Below are 17,724 nucleotides of genomic sequence, written 5' to 3'. Positions count from 1 at the left end.
TCCTCATTCCCCGCCGCGGAGGATGGAGTTGCCCTCGTGCAGGTCCGCGGGGGCCGGGACGTCGAGCTGCAGCTTTCCGCTGCGGCCGTAGAAGGCAACGGGGTTGCGCCACAGGACCTGGTCGACGTCGTCGGCGGTGAAGCCGGCGGCGAGCATCGCGTCCGCGGTCCTGCGGGTCTTGAGGGGGTCGCTCTTCCCCCAGTCCGCTGCGGAGTTGACCAGCGTCTTCTCGGTGCCGTAGGCCTTCAGCACGGCGACCATGCGGTCCTCGTCCATCTTGGTGTCGGGGTAGATGGAGAAGCCCAGCCAGCAGCCGCTGTCGGCGGCCTCCTTCACCGTGGTCTCGTTCAGGTGGTCGAGCAGGACGTGCTCGGGGTCGAGCGCGGACTCGCGGACGACGTCGATGGTGCGGCGCATCCCGGTGAGCTTGTCGCGGTGCGGGGTGTGGACGAGGGCGGGCAGTCCGTGGTCGGCGGCGAGCTGGAGCTGGGTGGCGAGGGCGGTGTCCTCGGCGGGGGTCATCGAGTCGTAGCCGATCTCGCCGACGGCGACGACGTTGTCCTTGACGAGGAAGCGGGGCAGCGCGTCGAGGACGGGGAGGCAGCGCGGGTCGTTCGCCTCCTTGGGGTTCAGGGCGACGGTGCAGTGGTGGGCGATGCCGTACTGCGCGGCGCGGAAGGGTTCCCAGCCCAGGAGGGAGTCGAAGTAGTCGAAGAAGGACTCGGGGCAGGTGCGGGGCTGACCGAGCCAGAAGGAGGGTTCGACCAGGGCGCGGACACCGGCGGCGTACATGGCCTCGTAGTCGTCCGTGGTGCGGGAGGTCATGTGGATGTGGGGGTCGAAGATGCGCATCAGGACTCCTCCGTCCGGGACGTCAGGGCGAGGGCGCGGTGGAGGTCCGCGGGGACGGGCCGGCCCGCGGCGGTGCGTTCCGCCGCGTAGTCGCCGAGCATGCGGGCCAGTTCCGCGTCGCCGCGTGCCCGGTCCTCGAGCCGGGCGGCCGCGTCCACCGGCACTCCGGTGAACAGGCATTTGAGGAGGGCGTGGCGCCAGGTGTGCGGGTCGAGGTGCTCCGCGGCGTAGGGGCCGACGGCGGCGGCGACGAGCCGCGTGTCGTTGGTGCGCAGGGCGTCCTCGACGAGGGGCACCCCGTCGGCGGGGGCCGGCGCGAGGTGCGGCAGCGCGAGGAGGACGGCGCGGCGCTCCGCGGCGGTGCCCTGCCGGTACAGGCGGGTCAGCGTGGCGGCGTCGGCGCGGGCCTCCCGTAGGAGCAGCACGCGGGCGGCGTCGGCGTGCTCCTGGCCGCAGTGGCGGCCCGCGGAGGCGAAGCGCTGTTCCCAGGCGGGCACGGAGGAGGCTGTGGTGGGGGTGTCGTCGTCCGTGGTGCCGTCGCGGGCGGCTCCGGCTTCGGCGAGGGCCGCGTCGAGCCAGGCGCCGGCGGCGTCGCCGAGCCGGCCCTGGAGGCCCTCGCGGGTGGGTGTCGTCATGCCGTGGCTCCGTTCGCGGGGGTGTGGGAGCGCAGGAAGTCGAGGGAGGTGCGGGCGAGTTCGGGTCCGGCGTGGGAGTGGCGGGGAAGTTCCACGACGGTCAGGCCCTCGTAGCCGGTGTCCGCCAGGGCCTGGAGGACGGGCGGGAAGTCGATCTCCCCGTCACCGAAGGGGAGGTGTTCGTGGACGCCGCGGCGCATGTCCTCGATCTGCACGTGGCGGAGCCAGGGGGCGGCCTGTTTGACGCAGTCCGCGGGGGGCGCCGGTTCCAGGCACTGGCAGTGGCCGATGTCGAGGGTGAGTCCGAGGGGCTCGGGGTCGCCGAGCAGGCCGCGCAGGTGGTGGAAGTCGTCGAGGCACGCGAGGAGGTGACCGGGCTCGGGCTCGACCGCGAGCGGGACCCCCGCGGTGGACGCCGCGTCCAGGACGGGTGCGAGGGCGCCTTCGAGCCGCTGCCATGCGGTTGCGGACGACGTGCCGGCGGGCGTGATCCCGCTGAAGCAGTGCACGGCGTGGGCCCCGAGGTCGTCGGCGACCTGGACGGCGCGGACGAGCAACCGGGTGCGGGAGGCGCGGGCGTCGGGGTCCGGGTCGAGGAGGGAGGGACCGTGCTTGCGGCGCGGGTCGAGGACGTAGCGGGCGCCGGTCTCGACGGTGACCTCGAGGCCGAGCGCGGACAGCCGTCCCGCGAGGCGTCGGGTGCGGGCGGCGAGGTCGGGTGCCAGCGGGTCGAGGTGCATGTGGTCGAGGGTCAGGCCGACGCCGTCGTAGCCCAGGTCGGCGAGGAGGGAGAGGGCGTCGTCGAGGCGGAGGTCGGTGAGGCCGTTGGTTCCGTAGCCGAGGCGCAGGCTCATGTGGGGCTCACCTTTCTGGCGACCCGGCGGGCTACTGGGCCGAGGGCGAGGACGGCCGCCGCGGATGCTCCCGAGCCGGAGCGGGCCGCCAGGGCGGCCTGCAACGGGATCATGGCGCGGATCCCGCCGCCGACCGCGCGCTGGGTGAGCTGCGGTGACGGGTTGAGAGCCGCGTGCAGGAAGGGGGTGAGCGCCGTGCCGGCGTAGGCCGCGGAAGCCAGTGCCGTCAGGACGTGGGGCAGGGCCGGTGGTTGCTCCGTCCTCGGGGTTGGTCGCCCGCGCCGGCCACCGCCCGCCCCGTGCCGGGCAGTGGCCGACGGCGGGCGTGTGGACGCACGCAGGTGGTGCAGCGTCCGGGCGGCGTCGGCCGTGACGGCGGCGATCGCCGTGGTCGTGACCAGCGCTGCGAGCGGTGCCCTGCTGGAGCCGCCCTGCGTCTCGTTGCGGGAGACGGTGGTGACCGCATAGGTGTGCGCGCCGAGCAGGGCGGCGTGGGGCAGCGCGGCGGCGAGCGCCCGGGGACGGGTGGCCGTCGCGCCGAGCACGAGGTCGAGGGCGCGTGCGGTGGCCATGGCGGCCGGTCCCGCCGCCGTGTGCTTAAGACGCAGGTCGTACGCCCAGACCGTCGCCGCGAGGGTGGTGGCGAGGGCGAGCGGGGCGCGTCCCGCGCGGGCCGCGAGCGCCAGGCCGGCCGCGGTGAGCGCCCCGGCGGCCGTCAGAGCGGCGGCCGGGCTGATCCGGCCCGAGGGGAGGGGCCGGTGGGGGCGGTCGACGGCGTCCTCGTCGCGGTCGGCCCAGTCGTTGAGCGCCATGCCCGCGTGGTAGAGGCACAGCGAGCTGCCGATGGCGAGGAACGTGCCGCGACGGGGACCGCGTCCCGTCGCAGCGGCGCCCGCGAGGGCGTCGCCCGGGACGGTGAACAGGGCGGAGACGCGCAGGAGTTCGGCCCAGTCCCACAGCCGTGGGGCCGGTGCGGGCCGTTCCGCCTCGGCGTCGTCGGCGCTCCCGGGCCCGGCGGGCCGGGCGTCGTCGCACCCGCCCGGGGCGGCCCCCTCCTCCGCCCCGGGCCGGTGGGTGCCGCGCGCCGCCCCGCCCCGCGGGACGGTGTCGTGCACCGTGCCGCGCGCTGGGCGGCGCGCGGCGAACGCCGTCACGACGCCGAGGGCCGCCACGACGGCCAGGGCCCGCAGCCGCCCCGCTCCCGGTGCCCTCACCGGGACTCCCCCAGCCTCACGGCGAGGGCCAGCAGCTCCCCGTACTGCTCGGAGAGCGCCGCGGGGGCGCCCGGGTCGGGGTCCTTGAAGTAGAAGCCCAGCTCGGGGAGGGGTCCGCTCAGACCGGCCTCCTGGGCGCGGGCCGCGAAGCGGGCGAGGTCGAGGACGAGCGGGGCGGCGAGGGCGGAGTCGCATCCCTGCCAGGTGGTCTGGAGGACCATGCGGGTGCCGAGGAAGCCGTCGAAGGCGATGTGGTCCCAGGCCGTCTTCCAGTCGCCGAGGGCGGGGACGTCGTCGATGTGCACCTCGCCCTCGGGGGCGGCGCCGAGGGCGTCGGCGAGGACGCGCTCCTTGCCGGCGTTCTTCGCCGCGGCCGCCGCGGGGTCGGCAAGGACCGCCCCGTCACCGCCGCCGAGCAGGTTGGTGCCGGACCAGGCCCGTACCGACAGCGCGCGTTGCACGAACATCGGGGCGAGGACGGAGCGGAGCAGGGTCTGCCCCGTCTTGCCGTCCCGTCCCGCGTGAGGCAGGCCGCGGGCGGAGGCCGCCTCGGCGAGGTCCCGGGTCCGTATCCCGGTGGAAGGGGTGAAGTTCACGTAGGCGCATCCGGCCTCGATCGCCGCAGCCGCGTAGAGGGAGCTCGCCGGGAGGCGGTCGCTCCCGGGCTCGGGAACGGGCTCGGTGGAGGCGACGTTGACGACGACGGTCCGCGCCAGGTCGTGGCGGTGGGTGAAGGCGGTGATGTCCGCCGCGAACGCCGCGATCAGCTCCTCGTCACCGCGGGTGTCGCCGGGGAGCGGGCCGCCGGTGCGGATCTCGGCGTCGGCGGCGGCGAGTTCGGCGCGGAGCGCGGCCGGCAGGCCGTACGGCAGCACGCCGCCCTCCGCGAGCTGTTCGGCCCGCTTGCCCAGCGGGCAGGCAGCCGTATCGTGGCCGCCGAAGACCAGGGAAGGGAGTGGTGGAAGGCCGGCCGAGGCGAAGGGAGCGGTCTCGCTCACCATGCCCGTCGCGGGGTGGAGCCCGGCGGTGATCGCCGCGCATCCCGCGACGGCGGTGGTGGCGACGGAGCCGCGGGCTCCGATGAGCCACACTCCGGTGCGCGCGGGCGACCGGTGGTCCGATGCCGGTGCCGGGGCGGGGGGGTTCGTCACGGCTGCCTCCCTGGTGCGAGTGGTGGGGGCGGCGGGCGGGGGCACGGCGTCTCCCCGCCCGCCGCCGGCTCGTGGGTGCCGGCAGGGACTGCCCTACGAGGAGGGAAGTTCCTTGATCTGTACGTTCCGGAAGGACACCTGGTCGTCGGCCCCGTGGTTCTGCAGGCCGATGTAGCCGTCCTTCAGGCTGCGGGCGGGGTCGGTGTTGGTGAAGTCGTTGATCTTGACTCCGTTGAGGAAGACCTGGAGCCGTTCACCCTGGACCTTGATCTCGTAGCTGTTCCACTGGCCCGGGGGACGCAGCACCTGGTCGCGGGCCTTGAGGTTGGCCGACTTGAAGCTGTAGACGGAGCCGGTGGTGCGGTCGGGGGCGTCGGAGGCGTCGATCTGGATCTCGTAGCCCTTGTCCACCGCTGACCAGGGGTCGTCGGAGGCCGGGAAGCCCACGAAGACACCGGAGTTGTCGTCGCCGTCCATCTTCCAGTCGAGCTTCAGGGAGTACGCGCCGTACTGCTTGGCCTGGTACCACAGCAGGCCCATGCCGCCCTCGGTGCGCAGTTCACCGTCGACGACGTTGAACTTGCCGGGGCCCGCCTGCTTCCAGCCCTCCGAGGTGTACCCGTTGAACAGGTCGCGGTAGCCCGTCTGCGGCTTGCAGTCGGCCTTGACCTGTCCGACGGCGTAGCGCAGTCCGCCCAGGAGGTGCTGGCGGAAGGCCGGCTCGGCGTAGGACTCCTTGGTGTGCCCGAGACCGGTGTAGAAGGAGCGCCCGGACTGGTAGGTCTGGCACCACGCGATGGGGTGGTCGCCCTTCATCGTGCCGCCCTGGTAGGTGGTCTCGTCCAGGGTGGCGAGGACGCGGGCCTGGCCGCGCGGGTTGGTGCGGTAGTTGTACCACTCGTCGGTGCGCTCCCAGCCGGCCTCGTCGAGGTGCGCGGTGGCGGGGTGCGTGTGGTCCTCGGCGCGGACGGTGGCCTTCTGGATCTGCGGGTGCCCCTGGAAGTAGGCGCCGACGAGGCCGCCGTAGAAGGGCCAGTCGTACTCGGTGTCGGCGGCGGCGTGGACGCCCATGTAGGCGCCCCCGCCCTTGACGTAGTTCTCGAACGCCTGCTGCTGATCGGCGTTGAGGACGTCACCGGTGGTCGACAGGAACACCACCGCGTCGTAGCGCGCCAGGTTGTTGCTGGTGAACTGACGCGGCTCCTCGGTGGCGTCGACGGTGATGTTGGCGGTGGCGCCGAGCTCCTTCAGCGCGGCGACGCCGGTGGGGATGGCGTCGTGGCGGAACCCGGCGGTCCTGGAGAAGACCAGGACGCGCTTGGCGGCGCGGTCGGCCGGGACGTTGGAGAGCTCGAAGTCGTCGAGGTCGTAGAGCGCCCCGGAGCCGCCCTTGAAGACCAGGAACAGCTCGGTGGTCTTCTTCGGCACGGCGCGCAGCGGTACGTCGATCTCCTGGAAGGTCTCCCAGCTGCCGGTCACCGGTACGGGGGCGGAGCCCAGGATCGGGCCGGTCGCCGAGCCGGTGCGCACCTCGAGGAAGCCACCGGAGCCTCCGGAGGAAACGCGGGCGGTCAGCCGGACGGAGCCGGTGAGGTTGTAGGGCTTGAAGGAGATCCAGTCGCCGTCGTCGATGTTGCCGACGGTGCGGCCGCCGTGGGCCTCGGCCTTGTCGAAGAGGTCGACGCCGGACGAGCCCGTGAAGTGCTCGGCCTGCCGGTGGCGCGGCTGCAGCTGCGCCTGGTCGTGGCCGGTCAGCGCCTCCTGGCCGCCGCCCCCGCCGTCGGTGTACTCGGCGTCGATGACGCCGAAGATGTTGGCGTTGGGGTCGTGGCCGCCGTCGGCGGAGGTCTTGATGGCGCCGGAGCAACCGTTGACGGAGGTCACGGGGTGGCCGTGGCTGTCGTGGCCGAGGACGTAGGTGACCTTGACCTTGGAGCAGTCGACGGTCCCGTCCTCGGGGTCGGTGACGGTCACCTTGAACGGGATCTCGTCGCCGAAGCTGAACAGGGCTCCCTCGGCGGGCAGGTCCAGGGTCACCTTGGGCGCGGTGTTGCCGACGACGACCTGGACGCTCGCGGTCGCGGTGCGCCCGGTCGGGTCCTTCACCGTGAGGGTCGCGGTATAGGTGCCGTTCGTACGGTAGGTGTGCGCGGGGTCGGCCGCGGTGGAGGTGCCGCCGTCGCCGAAGTCCCAGCTGTAGGCGAGCGTGTCGCCGTCGGGGTCGGTGGTGCCGGCCGAGGAGAAGGTGACCTTCAGCGGTGCAGTGCCCGAGGTCTTGTTCGCGGACGCCTCGGCGCTCGGGGAGCGGCCGTCGGTGGCGTTCTCGATCCGGTAGAGGGCGGAGTGCTCGTCACCGCCGAACCAGGCGGTGCCGTAGTCGAGGACGTACAGCGCGCCGTCCGGGCCGAAGGCCATGTCCATGATCTGCGTGCCGGTCCAGGGCACGTCGTTGATGGACTGGACCGTGCCGTCCTCGCCCTGGTCGATGCGCTTGATCCAGCGGCGCCCGAACTCGCCGGCGAAGAAGTCGCCGTCGTAGGCCTCGGGGAACTTCACCGGGGAGTCCAGTTCGGGGTCGTACCGGTAGACCGGGCCGCCCATGGGGGACTCGGAGCCGGAGCCGAACTCGGGCACGGAACCGCCGTCGTAGGGGATCCACGCGGCCTGCGCGGGCGGCAGGTCGGTCAGGCCCGTGTTGTACGGCGAGTCGTTCTTCGGCGCGGCGCAGTCGAAGGTCGCGCCGGACTGCCCGGTCGCGAAGTCGTAGTCGACGTACGGGTCGTTGTCGCCGGTGCAGAAGGGCCAGCCGAAGTTGCCGGCCGTCGTCACGCGGGCGAACTCGACCTGGCCGCCGGGGCCGCGCTTGGGGTCGGCCGCGCCGGCGTCGGGTCCGTAGTCGCCGACGTAGGCGATGCCGGTCTTCTTGTCGACGCTGAAGCGGAACGGGTTGCGGAAGCCCATGGCGTAGATCTCGGGCCGGGTCCTGTCCGTGCCCGGGGCGAAGAGGTTGCCCTCGGGGATCGTGTACGAACCGTCGTCGGCGACCTTGATCCGCAGCAGCTTGCCGCGCAGGTCGTTGGTGTTGCCGGAGGTGCGGCGGGCGTCGTAGGCGGGGTTGCGGCCCGGGCGGTCGTCGATGGGCGCGTAGCCGTCGGAGGCGAAGGGGTTGGAGTCGTCGCCGGTCGACAGGTACAGGTTGCCCTGGGCGTCGAAGTCGATGTCACCGCCGACGTGGCAGCAGATGCCGCGGGTCGTGGCGACGTCGAGGACCTTCTTCTCGCTGGCGTTGTCGAGGGTCCAGTCGGCGTTCAGCGTGAAGCGCGAGAGCCGGTTGACACCGTCGAACTTGGCGAAGTCCTCGGCCGTCCCCTGGTCGGGGGCGTCGCCTGCGGGGGTGTCGAGCGGGGGCGCGTAGTAGAGGAAGATCGCCCGGTTCTCGCTGAAGTCCGGGTCGATGCCGACGCCTTGGAGGCCCTCCTCGTCGTGCGTGTAGACGGGGACCGTTCCGATCACGGTGGTGGTGCCGGCGGCGTCGGTCCTGCGCAGCTCGCCGTCGCGCGAGGTGTGCAGCACGCTGCGGTCGGGCAGGACCGCGAGGGACATGGGCTCGCCCGTCTCGGGCTCCCCCTTGGCGAGGGTGACCTGCTGGAACTCCTCCGCCGCCGCGGCCGCGGGCTCCGCGTCGAGGGGCCGGGCCGAGGCGCCCAAGGGGGCGGAGATGACGAGGGACGTGGCGGCGAGGAGGCCGCCGGTGAGGAGCGCGAGTCCCTGCCGGAATCGGGTTCTGGATGCTCCGGGCCGTTTTCTGTGCACGTGTGTCCTCCGGGAAGGTCGTACGGGCGGATGCAGCTGCCGTGCGGAAGATCCGGGGACCGGCGTGCGCCGTCACGCTGGTCGGGTGCCGCTCAGGACCGGCCTCGTGTTTCAGGCCTGTGTCCTGTACACCTCAGGGACGGTAGCCGGGTTCGTCCCGGACCGAAAGGCCTTGCGCGGTGAATAAGTTGAACTTTCTCCAGCGCCAGGACAAAGCTGGGCCCGGGCAGCCCGACAGGCCCGGCGGCAGTGGCCGCCGGGCTGCGGGATGTGCGCTGTGACCTGCGGTGACGCCTAGTCGTTGCCTCCGAACGCGGCGTCGAAGGACGCCGCAGGCGGATCGAAGTCGTACCGCTTCAGGAGGGAAAGCGCTTCCGGGGCGCCCGCGAGGCGGTCCATCCCGGCGTCCTCCCACTCGACGGAGATCGGGCCGTCGTATCCGATCGACCGGAGCATCCGGAACACGTCCTCCCACGGCACGTCGCCGTGCCCGGCCGAGACGAAGTCCCAGCCGCGCCGCGGGTCGCCCCACGGCAGGTGGGAGCCCATGCGCCCGTTGCGGCCGTCGAGGCGCTTGCGGGCCTCCTTGCAGTCGACGTGGTAGATGCGGTCCTTGAAGTCCCACAGGAACCCGACGGGGTCGAGGTCCTGCCACACGAAGTGGCTCGGGTCGAAGTTCAGCCCGAAGGCCGGCCGGTGGCCGACGGCCTCCAGCGCGCGGTGCGTGGTCCAGTAGTCGTAGGCGATCTCGGCCGGGTGGACCTCGTGGGCGAAGCGGACCCCCTCGGCGTCGTAGACGTCCAGGATCGGGTTCCACCGCTCGGCGAAGTCCTCGAAGCCGCGCTCGATCATCCGCTCCGGGACCGGCGGGAACATGGCGACCAGGTGCCAGATCGACGAGCCGGTGAAGCCGATGACGGTGCGCACCCCGAAGGCGGCCGCGGCGCGCGCGGTGTCGGCCAGTTCGCGCGCGGCCCGCTGCCGGACGCCCTCCGGCTCACCGTCGCCCCAGATCCGGGCGGGCAGGATCCCCTTGTGGCGCTCGTCGATCGGGTTGTCGCAGACGGCCTGTCCGACCAGGTGGTTGGAGACCGCCCAGCACTTCAGGCCGTACTTGTCGAGCAGCGCCCGCCGCCCGTCCAGGTAGGCGGGGTCGGCCAGGGCTTTGTCGACCTCGAAGTGGTCGCCCCAGCAGGCGAGTTCGAGCCCGTCGTAACCGAAGTCGCGGGCGAGCCGGCAGACCTCCTCCAGGGGCAGGTCGGCCCACTGGCCGGTGAAGAGGGTGAAGGGTCGTGGCACGGCGAGGGCCTCCTCGATACGGGCGTGGTCAGGCGGGGACGGGGGTGTAGACGGCGTTCTTCTCGGCGCTCTCCTCCACCGCCGCCAGGACCCGCTGCACCTGCAGGCCGTCGGCGAACGACGGCGCCGGGGCGACCCCTTCGGCGATCCCGAGGACGAGGTCGCGGGCCTGGTGGGTGAAGGTGTGCTCGTAACCAAGCGCGTGGCCGGGCGGCCACCACGCCTCCAGGTACGGATGGCCCGGCTCGGTCACCAGGATCCGCCGGAAGCCGGCCGAGTCGGCGGGCTCGGTGTGGTCGTGGAACGACAGCTCGTTCAGCCGCTCCAGGTCGAAGGCGAGCGAGCCGCGCTCGCCGTTGATCTCCAGCCGCAGGGCGTTCTTGCGCCCCGACGCCATCCGGGTGGCCTCGAACGAGGCGAGCGCCCCCGAGGTGAGCCGCCCGGTGAACAGCGCCGCGTCGTCGACCGTCACCGGCCCCCGCCGCGCGCTCCCGGAGCCCGACAGCCCCGACGAGGCGCCGTCCAGCTCGGGCCGGTCCCGTACGAAGGTCTCGGTGAGCGCCGAGACGCCCACCAGGAGCTCCCCCGCCAGGTACTGGGCGAGGTCGACGGCGTGCGCGCCGAGGTCCCCCAGGGCCCCGGAACCCGCGTACTCGCGCTTGAGCCGCCAGGTCAGCGGGAAGTCCGGGTCGACGAGCCAGTCCTGGAGGTAGGTCACCCGCACGTGGCGGATCGTGCCGACCCTCCCGTCCGCGATGAGCCGCCGGGCGTACGCGACCGCGGGCACCCGCCGGTAGTTGAAGCCGACCATGGCCACCTGGCCGCGGGCGGCCGCCCGCTCGGCCGCCGCGGCCATGGCCTCGGCCTCGGCGACCGAATTGGCCAGCGGCTTCTCGCACAGCACGTGCTTGCCCGCCTCGAGCGCCGCGACGGCGATCTCGGCGTGGCTGTCGCCGGGGGTGCACACGTCCACCAGCTGGACGTCGTCCCGGTCCACCAGTGCCCGCCAGTCCGTCTCCGCGGCGGCCCAGCCGTGCCGGGCGGCCGCGGCCCGCACCGCCCCCTCGTCCCGGCCGCCGATCGCGGCCAGGACGGGCCTCATCGGCAGGTCGAACACGCGGCCCACGGTGCGCCACGCGTGGGAGTGGGTGGCGCCCATGAAGGCGTAGCCGACCATGCCGATGCCGAGCGCCGGCGAAGCGGCCCCTGCCTCACTGTCTTCCTTGCCGGCCATATCAGCCATGCCGTTGCTCCTCGTCGGTTGCTCGGTTCGGACGGGCGGGGCGGATCTGTTAGATGAAGCCCGTCGGCAGGTACTCGTCGACGTTCTCCTTGGTGACGACGGCCGAGTACAGGGTGATCGACGCGGGGATCTCCAGCTCCGACAACCCGCCGACGCCCTTCTTCTGTCCGAGCGCTCGGGCCAGGTCGATGGCGGAGGCGGCCATGGTGGGCGGGTACAGGACGGTCGCCTTCAGCACGCCGTTGTCGGCCTTGATGGCGTCCATCGCCGACTTGGACCCCGCGCCGCCGACCATGAAGAACTCGTCACGGCCCGCCTGCGCGATCGCGCGCAGGGCACCGACGCCCTGGTCGTCGTCGTGGTTCCACAGCGCGTCGAACTGCTTCTGCGCCTGCAGCAGCTGGGCCATCTTGGCCTGGCCGGTCTCGACGGTGAACTCGGCGGCCTGCCGGGCCACCTTCCTGATGTTGGGGTAGTTCTTCAGGGCGTCGTCGAAGCCCTGGGTGCGCTGCCGGGTCAGCTCCAGGTTGTCGATGCCGGCGAGCTCGACGACCTTGGCGTCCGGCTTGTCCTTGAGCTGCTCGCCGATGTAGCGGCCGGCGTTGAGCCCCATGCCGTAGTTGTCGCCGCCGATCCAGCAGCGGTACGCCTGCGGGGAGGCGAAGATCCGGTCCAGGTTGATCACCGGGATGCCGGCCTTCATGGCCTGCAGGCCCACCTGGGTGAGGGCCTTGCCGTCGGCCGGCAGGATGACCAGGACGTCGACCTTCTTGTTGATCAGCGTCTGGATCTGCCCGATCTGGGCGGCGGTGTCGTTGGAGCCCTCGGTGATCTCCAGCGTCACCTCGGAGTACTTCGCGGCGCGGTCCTTGGCGTTCTGGTTGATGGCGTTGAGCCAGCCGTGGTCGGCCTGCGGGCCAGCGAAGCCGATCGTGACCGGCGTGCCGGGCTTGTCGTCGGCGGCCGGGGCCTTGGTGGCGGCCGTGTCCGCCTTCTTCGGCTCGTTGCTGGTGCAGGCGGTGAGGGCCGCTCCGGCGGAGACGGCGGCGGCGCCGAAGAGCAGTCCTCTGCGGCTGGTGACCGGGATTCGTGGCATGGCGGTGAAACCCTCCGGGATAGGGCGGTGCGGGGCGCGTGCGGGTTGTCGGGTGGAGCGGGGGCGACGGGCTGTGTCAGCCGTCGCCGTTGCGCACGGTGCTGCGCTGGACCAGGACGGCGGCCACGATGATCGCTCCCTTGGCGATCTGCTGGACGGCGCTCTCCAGGTTGTTGAGGGCGAAGATGTTCTGGATGGTGATGAACACCAGGACGCCCAGGACGGAGCCGACGATCGTGCCGCGGCCGCCGCTGAGCAGCGTGCCGCCGATGATCGCCGCGGCGATGGCGTCGAGTTCGTAGAGGTTTCCGTTGGTGTTCTGGCCCGAGCCGGACAGGATGATCAGCATGAAGGCCGCGATGCCGCAGCACAGCCCGGACAGCAGGTAGAGGTAGAGCCGCTGCCGGCGGACGTCGATGCCGGCGAGGCGGGCCGCCTCCGCGTTGCCGCCGACGGCCACGGTCCGGCGCCCGAACGTCGTCCGGTTCAGCACCAGCCAGCCGATGACGGTGACTCCGGCGAAGACCAGCACCAGCGGCGGGATGCCGAGGACGTAGCTGGCGGGAAGGCCGAGGTCGAGCACCGAGTTCACGGTGACGATCTGCGTCTTGCCGTCGGTGAGGTACAGGGCGAGCCCGCGTGCCGAGGCGAGCATGGCGAGGGTCGCGATGAACGGCACCATGCCGCCGTAGGCGATGAGCACCCCGTTGACCAGCCCGCAGCCGACGCCGACGACGACCGCGGTGAAGAGGATGCCCACGAAGCCGTACTCCTGGGTGGCGAGGGTCGTCGCCCACACGGAGGAGAGCGCGACGATCGCGCCGACGGACAGGTCGATGCCCCCGCTGGTGATCACGAAGGTCATGCCGACGGTGACGACACCGATGACGGACGCCTGGGTGAGCACCAGTTGGAGGTTGGAGACGTCCAGGAAGGCGTCGGGCTGCGTGATGCCCCCGACGAGGACGAGGGCGGCGAGGACGCCGAGCAGGGACAGGTTGCGGACGTCGGCGTGGAGCCCCAGCGCCGGACGCCGGCCGCCGCCCTTCGTGACGGGGGACGCGTCCGCGGGCGGCGTCGGTGCCTGCGGGGCCTGGGAAGCGGGCTGTGTCATCAGCTCGGGCTCCCTTCCATGACGAGGTCGAGTACGCGGTGTTCGTCCAGCTCCGTCGCGGGCGCCGTGTGCACGACGCGTCCCTCACGGAGCACCAGCACCCGGTCCGCGAGCCCCAGGACTTCGGGGACCTCGCTGGAGACGAGGAGTACGGCGAGCCCGTCGTCGGCGAGCCGGCGGATCACCGCGTACAGCTCGGCGCGGGCGCCGACGTCGACGCCCCGGGTCGGCTCGTCGAGCAGCAGGACGCGGCAGCCGCGCAGCAGCCAGCGGGCCAGGACGGCCTTCTGCTGGTTGCCCCCGGACAGGGTGCGCACCCGGGCGTCGGGGTTGTCGGGCCGCAGCGACAGCGACCGGGTGGACTCCTGTGCGGCCCGTCGTTCCTCCCTGCGGTCGAGCCAGCCGGCCCGGGAGAAGCGGGCGAGCGTGGACACCGACACGTTGCGCGTGACGGACTCCAGCATCAGCAGTGCCTGCGCCTTGCGCTCCTCGGGCGCCAGTCCCAGACCGGCGCGGACGGCGGAGCGGACGCTGCCGGGTTTGAGGGGCCGGCCGTCGACGGTCACCCGGCCGGCGGTGGGCTTCCTGGCACCGTAGAGCGTCTCGAGGATCTCCGACCGTCCGGAGCCCACGAGTCCGGCGAGCCCGACGATCTCCCCCGGGCGCACTTCCAGGTCCACGGCGGCGAACTCGCCGTCGCGGGCGAGCCCTTCGACCCGCAGGACGGGATCGCCGGAGCGCGGTCCCGCGGGACGCGGCGGGAAGACGTACTCGACGTCACGGCCCGTCATGAGGGCGACGATGTCGCGCGTGGGCATCGACTTGGCGGGGAGTCCGCCGGCGACGGCGCGGCCGTCCTTCAGGACGGTGACCCGGTCGCCGACACGGCGGATCTCCTCCAGCCGGTGGGAGATGTAGACGACCGCGACGCCGTCGGCGGTCAGCTGCCCGACGATGCGCAGCAGGTTGTCGGTCTCCTCGGGGTCCAGCGCGGCGGACGGCTCGTCCATGACGATGAGGCGCACGTCGTGGGAGAGCGCCCGGGCCATCGAGACGATCTGCTGCTGGGCGGCCGAGAGGTCACCGACGCGGCGGGCGGGGTCGATCTCGGGGTGTCCGAGCCGGCGCAGCAGGACGGCCGCTTCACGGCGTGCGTCGCGTCCGCGCACGACGAAGCCGGCGGTGGTCGGTTCGTGGCCGAGGAAGACGTTCTCGGCGACGGACAGCCCCTCGACCAGGTCGAGTTCCTGGTAGATGGTCGCGATGCCGAGCCGCATGGCGGCGATCGGCGACTTCAGCGACACTGGTTCCCCGCGCCAGGTGATCTCCCCGCCGTCGGGCTGGTGGGCCCCGGCGAGCACCTTGATGAGGGTGGACTTCCCCGCGCCGTTCTGGCCGAGGAGGCAGTGCACCTCGCCGGCCTGGACGTCCAGGTCGACGCCGTCCAGGGCGCGGACGCCGGGGAAGGACTTGGTGATGCCGGACATGGTGAGCAGCGGCGCTGCTGTCGCGGGCGGCGGTGCCGGTGGTTGTGGTGCCATGACGATCCCCTCGGCGGGTGCGGGTGACACGTGCGCGTGCGGAGCGTGCAGTGGAGCCGGTGGTGCCGTGGTGCCGGTGGAGCGCTTGGCCGGTGGGGGGATCAGGCCGGGGAGAACACGTGGTCGCTGATGAGCCGGGCCGCGCCGATCACGCCGGCGGTGGGGCCCAGTTCACCCAGGACGATCGGGAGGTTGCCGGTCGCCAGGGGCAGGGACTGGCGGTAGACCTGGCTGCGGATGCTGGCGAGCAGCGTGTGGCCGAGGCCGGTGACGCCGCCGCCGATCACGACCAGTGCGGGGTTGAAGAAGCTGACGAGCCCGGCGATGACCTGCCCGACGCGGTTGCCCCCCTCGCGGATGAGTTCGAGTGCCGCCGCGTCACCGACCGCGGCCGCCGCGGCGACGTCGACGGCGGACAGCTGACCGGCCGCCTCGAGCCGGGCCGCGAGGGCGGCGGACCGCCCTGACCTGGCCGCCTCCAGGGCGTCCTGGACGAGCGCGGCGCCGCTGAAGTGGGCCTCCAGGCAGCCCTTGTTGCCGCAGGCGCAGGCGCGTCCGTCGGCCTCGACCCTGATGTGGCCGATGTCGCCGGCGCTGCCCGTCACACCGCGGTGCACCTCTCCGCCGACGACGATGCCGCAGCCGATGCCGGTGCCGATCTTGACGCAGAGGAAGTCGCCCACGGAGCGGGCGACCCCGGCGTGCTGCTCCCCCATGGCCATCAGGTTCACGTCGTTGTCGACCATGACGGGGCAGCCCAGTTCCTGGCTGAGTGCCTCGCGGACCGGGAAGCCGTCCCAGCCGGGCATGATCGGCGGGGCGACGGGGACGCCCTCGGGGAACCGCACCGGCCCCGGTACCCCGATGCCCGCGCCGTCGAAGCCTTCGGCGAGGCCGGCGGCCTTGAGTTTGGCGGCCATTTCGAGGATCCGCTCGAAGACGGCGACCGGTCCCTCACGGACGTCCATCGGGTGGTTGAGGTGGCCGAGCACCTCCAGCTCGGCGTTGGTGACGGCGACGTCGACCGAGGTGGCGCCGATGTCGACGCCGAGGAAGCGCAGGCCCGGGGCGAGCCTGATGTTGTGCGAACGCCGCCCGCCGCGCGAGGCGGCCAGGCCGTCCGCGACGACCAGACCCGTCTCCAGCAGCCGGTCGACCTCGACGGCGAGCTTGGAACGGGACAGGTCGATCTGGTCCCCCATCTGGGCACGGGAGTTGGGACCGCCGTCACGGAGCAGCCGCAGGAGCCGCGCCTGATGCGCGTTGGCGGGTCGAGCTGTCATGCGTCTCATGTGCCCCTCACCTCCCCCGGCCGTCGGCATGGGGATACCGGACCGGCGTCGGCCGGTCCCGCTCCGTCAGGCTTTCGATGGGAAAGTAGCAGCGCCCGTCCAGTGGGGGAAGAAGTTGCGCAGGAATCAGCAAGGTCTTTTTCCGGTTCCAGGACAAAGTCCGGAAGAGGTCAACTCACCTGCGGGACAGGGGGCGTGGGCGCGCCCGGAACGGCGCGCACGGAGACGACGTGGCGAACCGGGGGTGGGACGGGCCCGCCACGGCGGACGGTGCCCGCCGTCGGTCACACCGGCGAGAAGACGTGGTCGCTGATCAGTCGCGTGGCCCCGACCACGCCCGCGGTCGGGCCGAGTTCACTGAGGACGATTGGCAGGTTGCCGGTGGCCAGCGGCAGCGACTGGCCGTACACCTGACTGCGGATGCTCGCCAGGAGGGTGTGCCCCAGACCGGTGAGACCGCCGCCGATCACGACGAGTCCGGGGTTGAAGAAGCTCACCAGGCCGGCGATGACCTGGCCCGTGCGGTTGCCGCCCTGCCGGATGAGGTCGAGGGCGGCACCGTCCCCGGCCGCCGCGGCGGCCGCCACGTCGGCGGAGGTGAGCGTCCCGGCAGCGGCCAGCCGGTCGGCGAGCGCCGCCGATTCCCCGGCGGCCGCCATGGCGGCCGCGTCCCGGGCCAGGGCGCTCCCGCCGAAGTAGGCTTCGAGACAGCCGTGGTTGCCGCAGGCGCAGGAGATGCCGCCCGGCACCACCTGGATGTGACCGATGTCCCCGGCGCTGCCGGTGACCCCGCGGTAGACCTGCCCGCCCACGACGATGCCGCAGCCGATGCCGGTCCCGATCTTGACGAAGAGGAAGTCCCGCACGGATCGGGCGACCCCGGCGTGCTGCTCCCCCAGCGCCATGAGGTTCACGTCGTTGTCGACCAGGACGGGACAGCCGAGTTCCTGGCTCATGGCCTCCCGGACGGGGAACCCGTCCCAGCCGGGCATGATCGGCGGGGCGACCGGCACGCCGTCGGGGAACCGCACCGGCCCGGGCACTCCGATCCCCGCCCCGTCGAAGCTCTCCGCGGCGCCGGTGGCGCGCAGTTCGGCCGCCATCGCCAGCACCTGCTCGAACACGGCGACCGGCCCCTCGCGCACGTCGAACCGCGCGGCACGGTGGCCGAGCACCTCCAGCTCGGCGTTGGTGACGGCGACGTCGACCGAGGTGGCGCCGATGTCCACGCCCAGGAAGCGCAGCGAGGGCGCGAGGCGCACGTTGTGGGAGGGCCGTCCGCCGCGTGAGGCGGCGAGGCCGTCGGGGACCACGAGGCCCGTCTCCAGGAGGCGGTCGACCTCGACCGCCAGCTTGGACCGGGAGAGTTCCACCTGGTCGCCGAGCACGGCCCGCGACTGCGGGCCCGCGTCGCGCAACAGGCGCAGCACCCGCGCCTGGTGCCCGTTCGCCGGACGGGCCGTCATCCGTCTCACGTCGCGCCTCTCCCTCGCCGGTGATCCTCGGGTGCGTCTCGTCACCCTCCGGACGGGGCCACGACTGGACCGGACCGTACCACCGGGGTGGGCGGCCGGAAAGAAACCGCCGAAAGGCACCCGGAGGCCCCTTCTCCGGGCGGCA

General features: G+C 72.7%; 13 protein-coding genes. All 13 read right to left on the bottom strand.

Going from position 1 to position 17,724, the window contains the following annotated elements; genetic code table 11:
* Window positions 1-3: 3 nt before the first annotated feature.
* Complete coding sequence (locus tag ACFYYN_RS15890) at window positions 4-852, bottom strand: TatD family hydrolase (protein WP_500324648.1); 849 nt, start codon at window positions 850-852, stop codon at window positions 4-6.
* Window positions 852-1,487, bottom strand: a complete 636-nt coding sequence (locus ACFYYN_RS15885; RefSeq protein WP_500546265.1) for an EboA domain-containing protein — start codon at window positions 1,485-1,487, stop codon at window positions 852-854. The genes ACFYYN_RS15890 and ACFYYN_RS15885 overlap by 1 nt, the downstream gene beginning before the upstream one ends.
* Window positions 1,484-2,341, bottom strand: coding sequence for a sugar phosphate isomerase/epimerase family protein (locus ACFYYN_RS15880; protein WP_500546264.1), 858 nt, complete (start codon window positions 2,339-2,341; stop codon window positions 1,484-1,486). Before ACFYYN_RS15880 ends, ACFYYN_RS15885 begins: the two co-directional genes overlap by 4 nt.
* Window positions 2,338-3,555 (bottom strand): SCO3242 family prenyltransferase, encoded by a 1,218-nt coding sequence (locus tag ACFYYN_RS15875; protein WP_500546263.1) that lies wholly within the window; start codon window positions 3,553-3,555, stop codon window positions 2,338-2,340. Before ACFYYN_RS15875 ends, ACFYYN_RS15880 begins: the two co-directional genes overlap by 4 nt.
* Window positions 3,552-4,706, bottom strand: a complete 1,155-nt coding sequence (locus ACFYYN_RS15870) for an inositol-3-phosphate synthase (protein WP_500324644.1) — start codon at window positions 4,704-4,706, stop codon at window positions 3,552-3,554. The genes ACFYYN_RS15875 and ACFYYN_RS15870 overlap by 4 nt, the downstream gene beginning before the upstream one ends.
* A 93-nt stretch (window positions 4,707-4,799) precedes the next feature.
* Window positions 4,800-8,519, bottom strand: coding sequence for a ThuA domain-containing protein (locus ACFYYN_RS15865; RefSeq protein ID WP_500546261.1), 3,720 nt, complete (start codon window positions 8,517-8,519; stop codon window positions 4,800-4,802).
* A 294-nt stretch (window positions 8,520-8,813) separates the two neighbouring features.
* A complete protein-coding gene (locus ACFYYN_RS15860; RefSeq protein WP_499515840.1) occupies window positions 8,814-9,818 on the bottom strand; it encodes a sugar phosphate isomerase/epimerase family protein in 1,005 nt (334 codons plus the stop codon).
* A 28-nt stretch (window positions 9,819-9,846) separates the two neighbouring features.
* Entirely contained in the window at window positions 9,847-11,061 is a 1,215-nt protein-coding gene (locus ACFYYN_RS15855; protein WP_500546260.1) for a Gfo/Idh/MocA family protein, read from the bottom strand.
* A gap of 49 nt (window positions 11,062-11,110) precedes the next feature.
* Window positions 11,111-12,148 carry a substrate-binding domain-containing protein gene (locus ACFYYN_RS15850; protein ID WP_500546399.1) on the bottom strand — a complete coding sequence of 346 codons (1,038 nt, stop codon included), beginning with the start codon at window positions 12,146-12,148 and terminating at the stop codon, window positions 11,111-11,113.
* Window positions 12,149-12,233: 85 nt separating this feature from the next.
* The gene (locus ACFYYN_RS15845; RefSeq protein ID WP_500546259.1) at window positions 12,234-13,271 is read right to left on the bottom strand and encodes an ABC transporter permease; all 1,038 of its coding nucleotides are present in this window, start codon (window positions 13,269-13,271) and stop codon (window positions 12,234-12,236) included.
* Window positions 13,271-14,812, bottom strand: coding sequence for a sugar ABC transporter ATP-binding protein (locus tag ACFYYN_RS15840; protein ID WP_500324640.1), 1,542 nt, complete (start codon window positions 14,810-14,812; stop codon window positions 13,271-13,273). Before ACFYYN_RS15840 ends, ACFYYN_RS15845 begins: the two co-directional genes overlap by 1 nt.
* Window positions 14,813-14,913: 101 nt before the next feature.
* A complete protein-coding gene (locus ACFYYN_RS15835; protein WP_500324639.1) occupies window positions 14,914-16,095 on the bottom strand; it encodes an ROK family protein in 1,182 nt (393 codons plus the stop codon).
* 293 nt (window positions 16,096-16,388) lie between these two features.
* The gene (locus tag ACFYYN_RS15830; protein ID WP_500546398.1) at window positions 16,389-17,570 is read right to left on the bottom strand and encodes an ROK family protein; all 1,182 of its coding nucleotides are present in this window, start codon (window positions 17,568-17,570) and stop codon (window positions 16,389-16,391) included.
* Between the last annotated feature and the right edge of the window lie 154 nt (window positions 17,571-17,724).

It is taken from the genome of Streptomyces sp. NPDC001902 (assembly GCF_042891295.1).
Lineage (GTDB): Bacteria > Actinomycetota > Actinomycetes > Streptomycetales > Streptomycetaceae > Actinacidiphila.
Note: the sequence above shows the minus strand (reverse complement) of the source record. Positions and strands in the feature narration are given on the sequence as shown.

Bases quoted from the DNA above. Each gene is read 5' to 3' on its own strand.
- ACFYYN_RS15890 (WP_500324648.1), bottom strand. From the start codon at position 852: ATGCGCATCTTCGACCCCCACATCCACATGACCTCCCGCACCACGGAC.
- ACFYYN_RS15885 (WP_500546265.1), bottom strand. From the start codon at position 1,487: ATGACGACACCCACCCGCGAGGGCCTCCAGGGCCGGCTCGGCGACGCC.
- ACFYYN_RS15880 (WP_500546264.1), bottom strand. From the start codon at position 2,341: ATGAGCCTGCGCCTCGGCTACGGAACCAACGGCCTCACCGACCTCCGC.
- ACFYYN_RS15855 (WP_500546260.1), bottom strand. From the start codon at position 11,061: ATGGCTGATATGGCCGGCAAGGAAGACAGTGAGGCAGGGGCCGCTTCG.
- ACFYYN_RS15845 (WP_500546259.1), bottom strand. From the start codon at position 13,271: ATGACACAGCCCGCTTCCCAGGCCCCGCAGGCACCGACGCCGCCCGCG.
- ACFYYN_RS15840 (WP_500324640.1), bottom strand. From the start codon at position 14,812: ATGGCACCACAACCACCGGCACCGCCGCCCGCGACAGCAGCGCCGCTG.
- ACFYYN_RS15835 (WP_500324639.1), bottom strand. From the start codon at position 16,095: ATGACAGCTCGACCCGCCAACGCGCATCAGGCGCGGCTCCTGCGGCTG.
- ACFYYN_RS15830 (WP_500546398.1), bottom strand. From the start codon at position 17,570: ATGACGGCCCGTCCGGCGAACGGGCACCAGGCGCGGGTGCTGCGCCTG.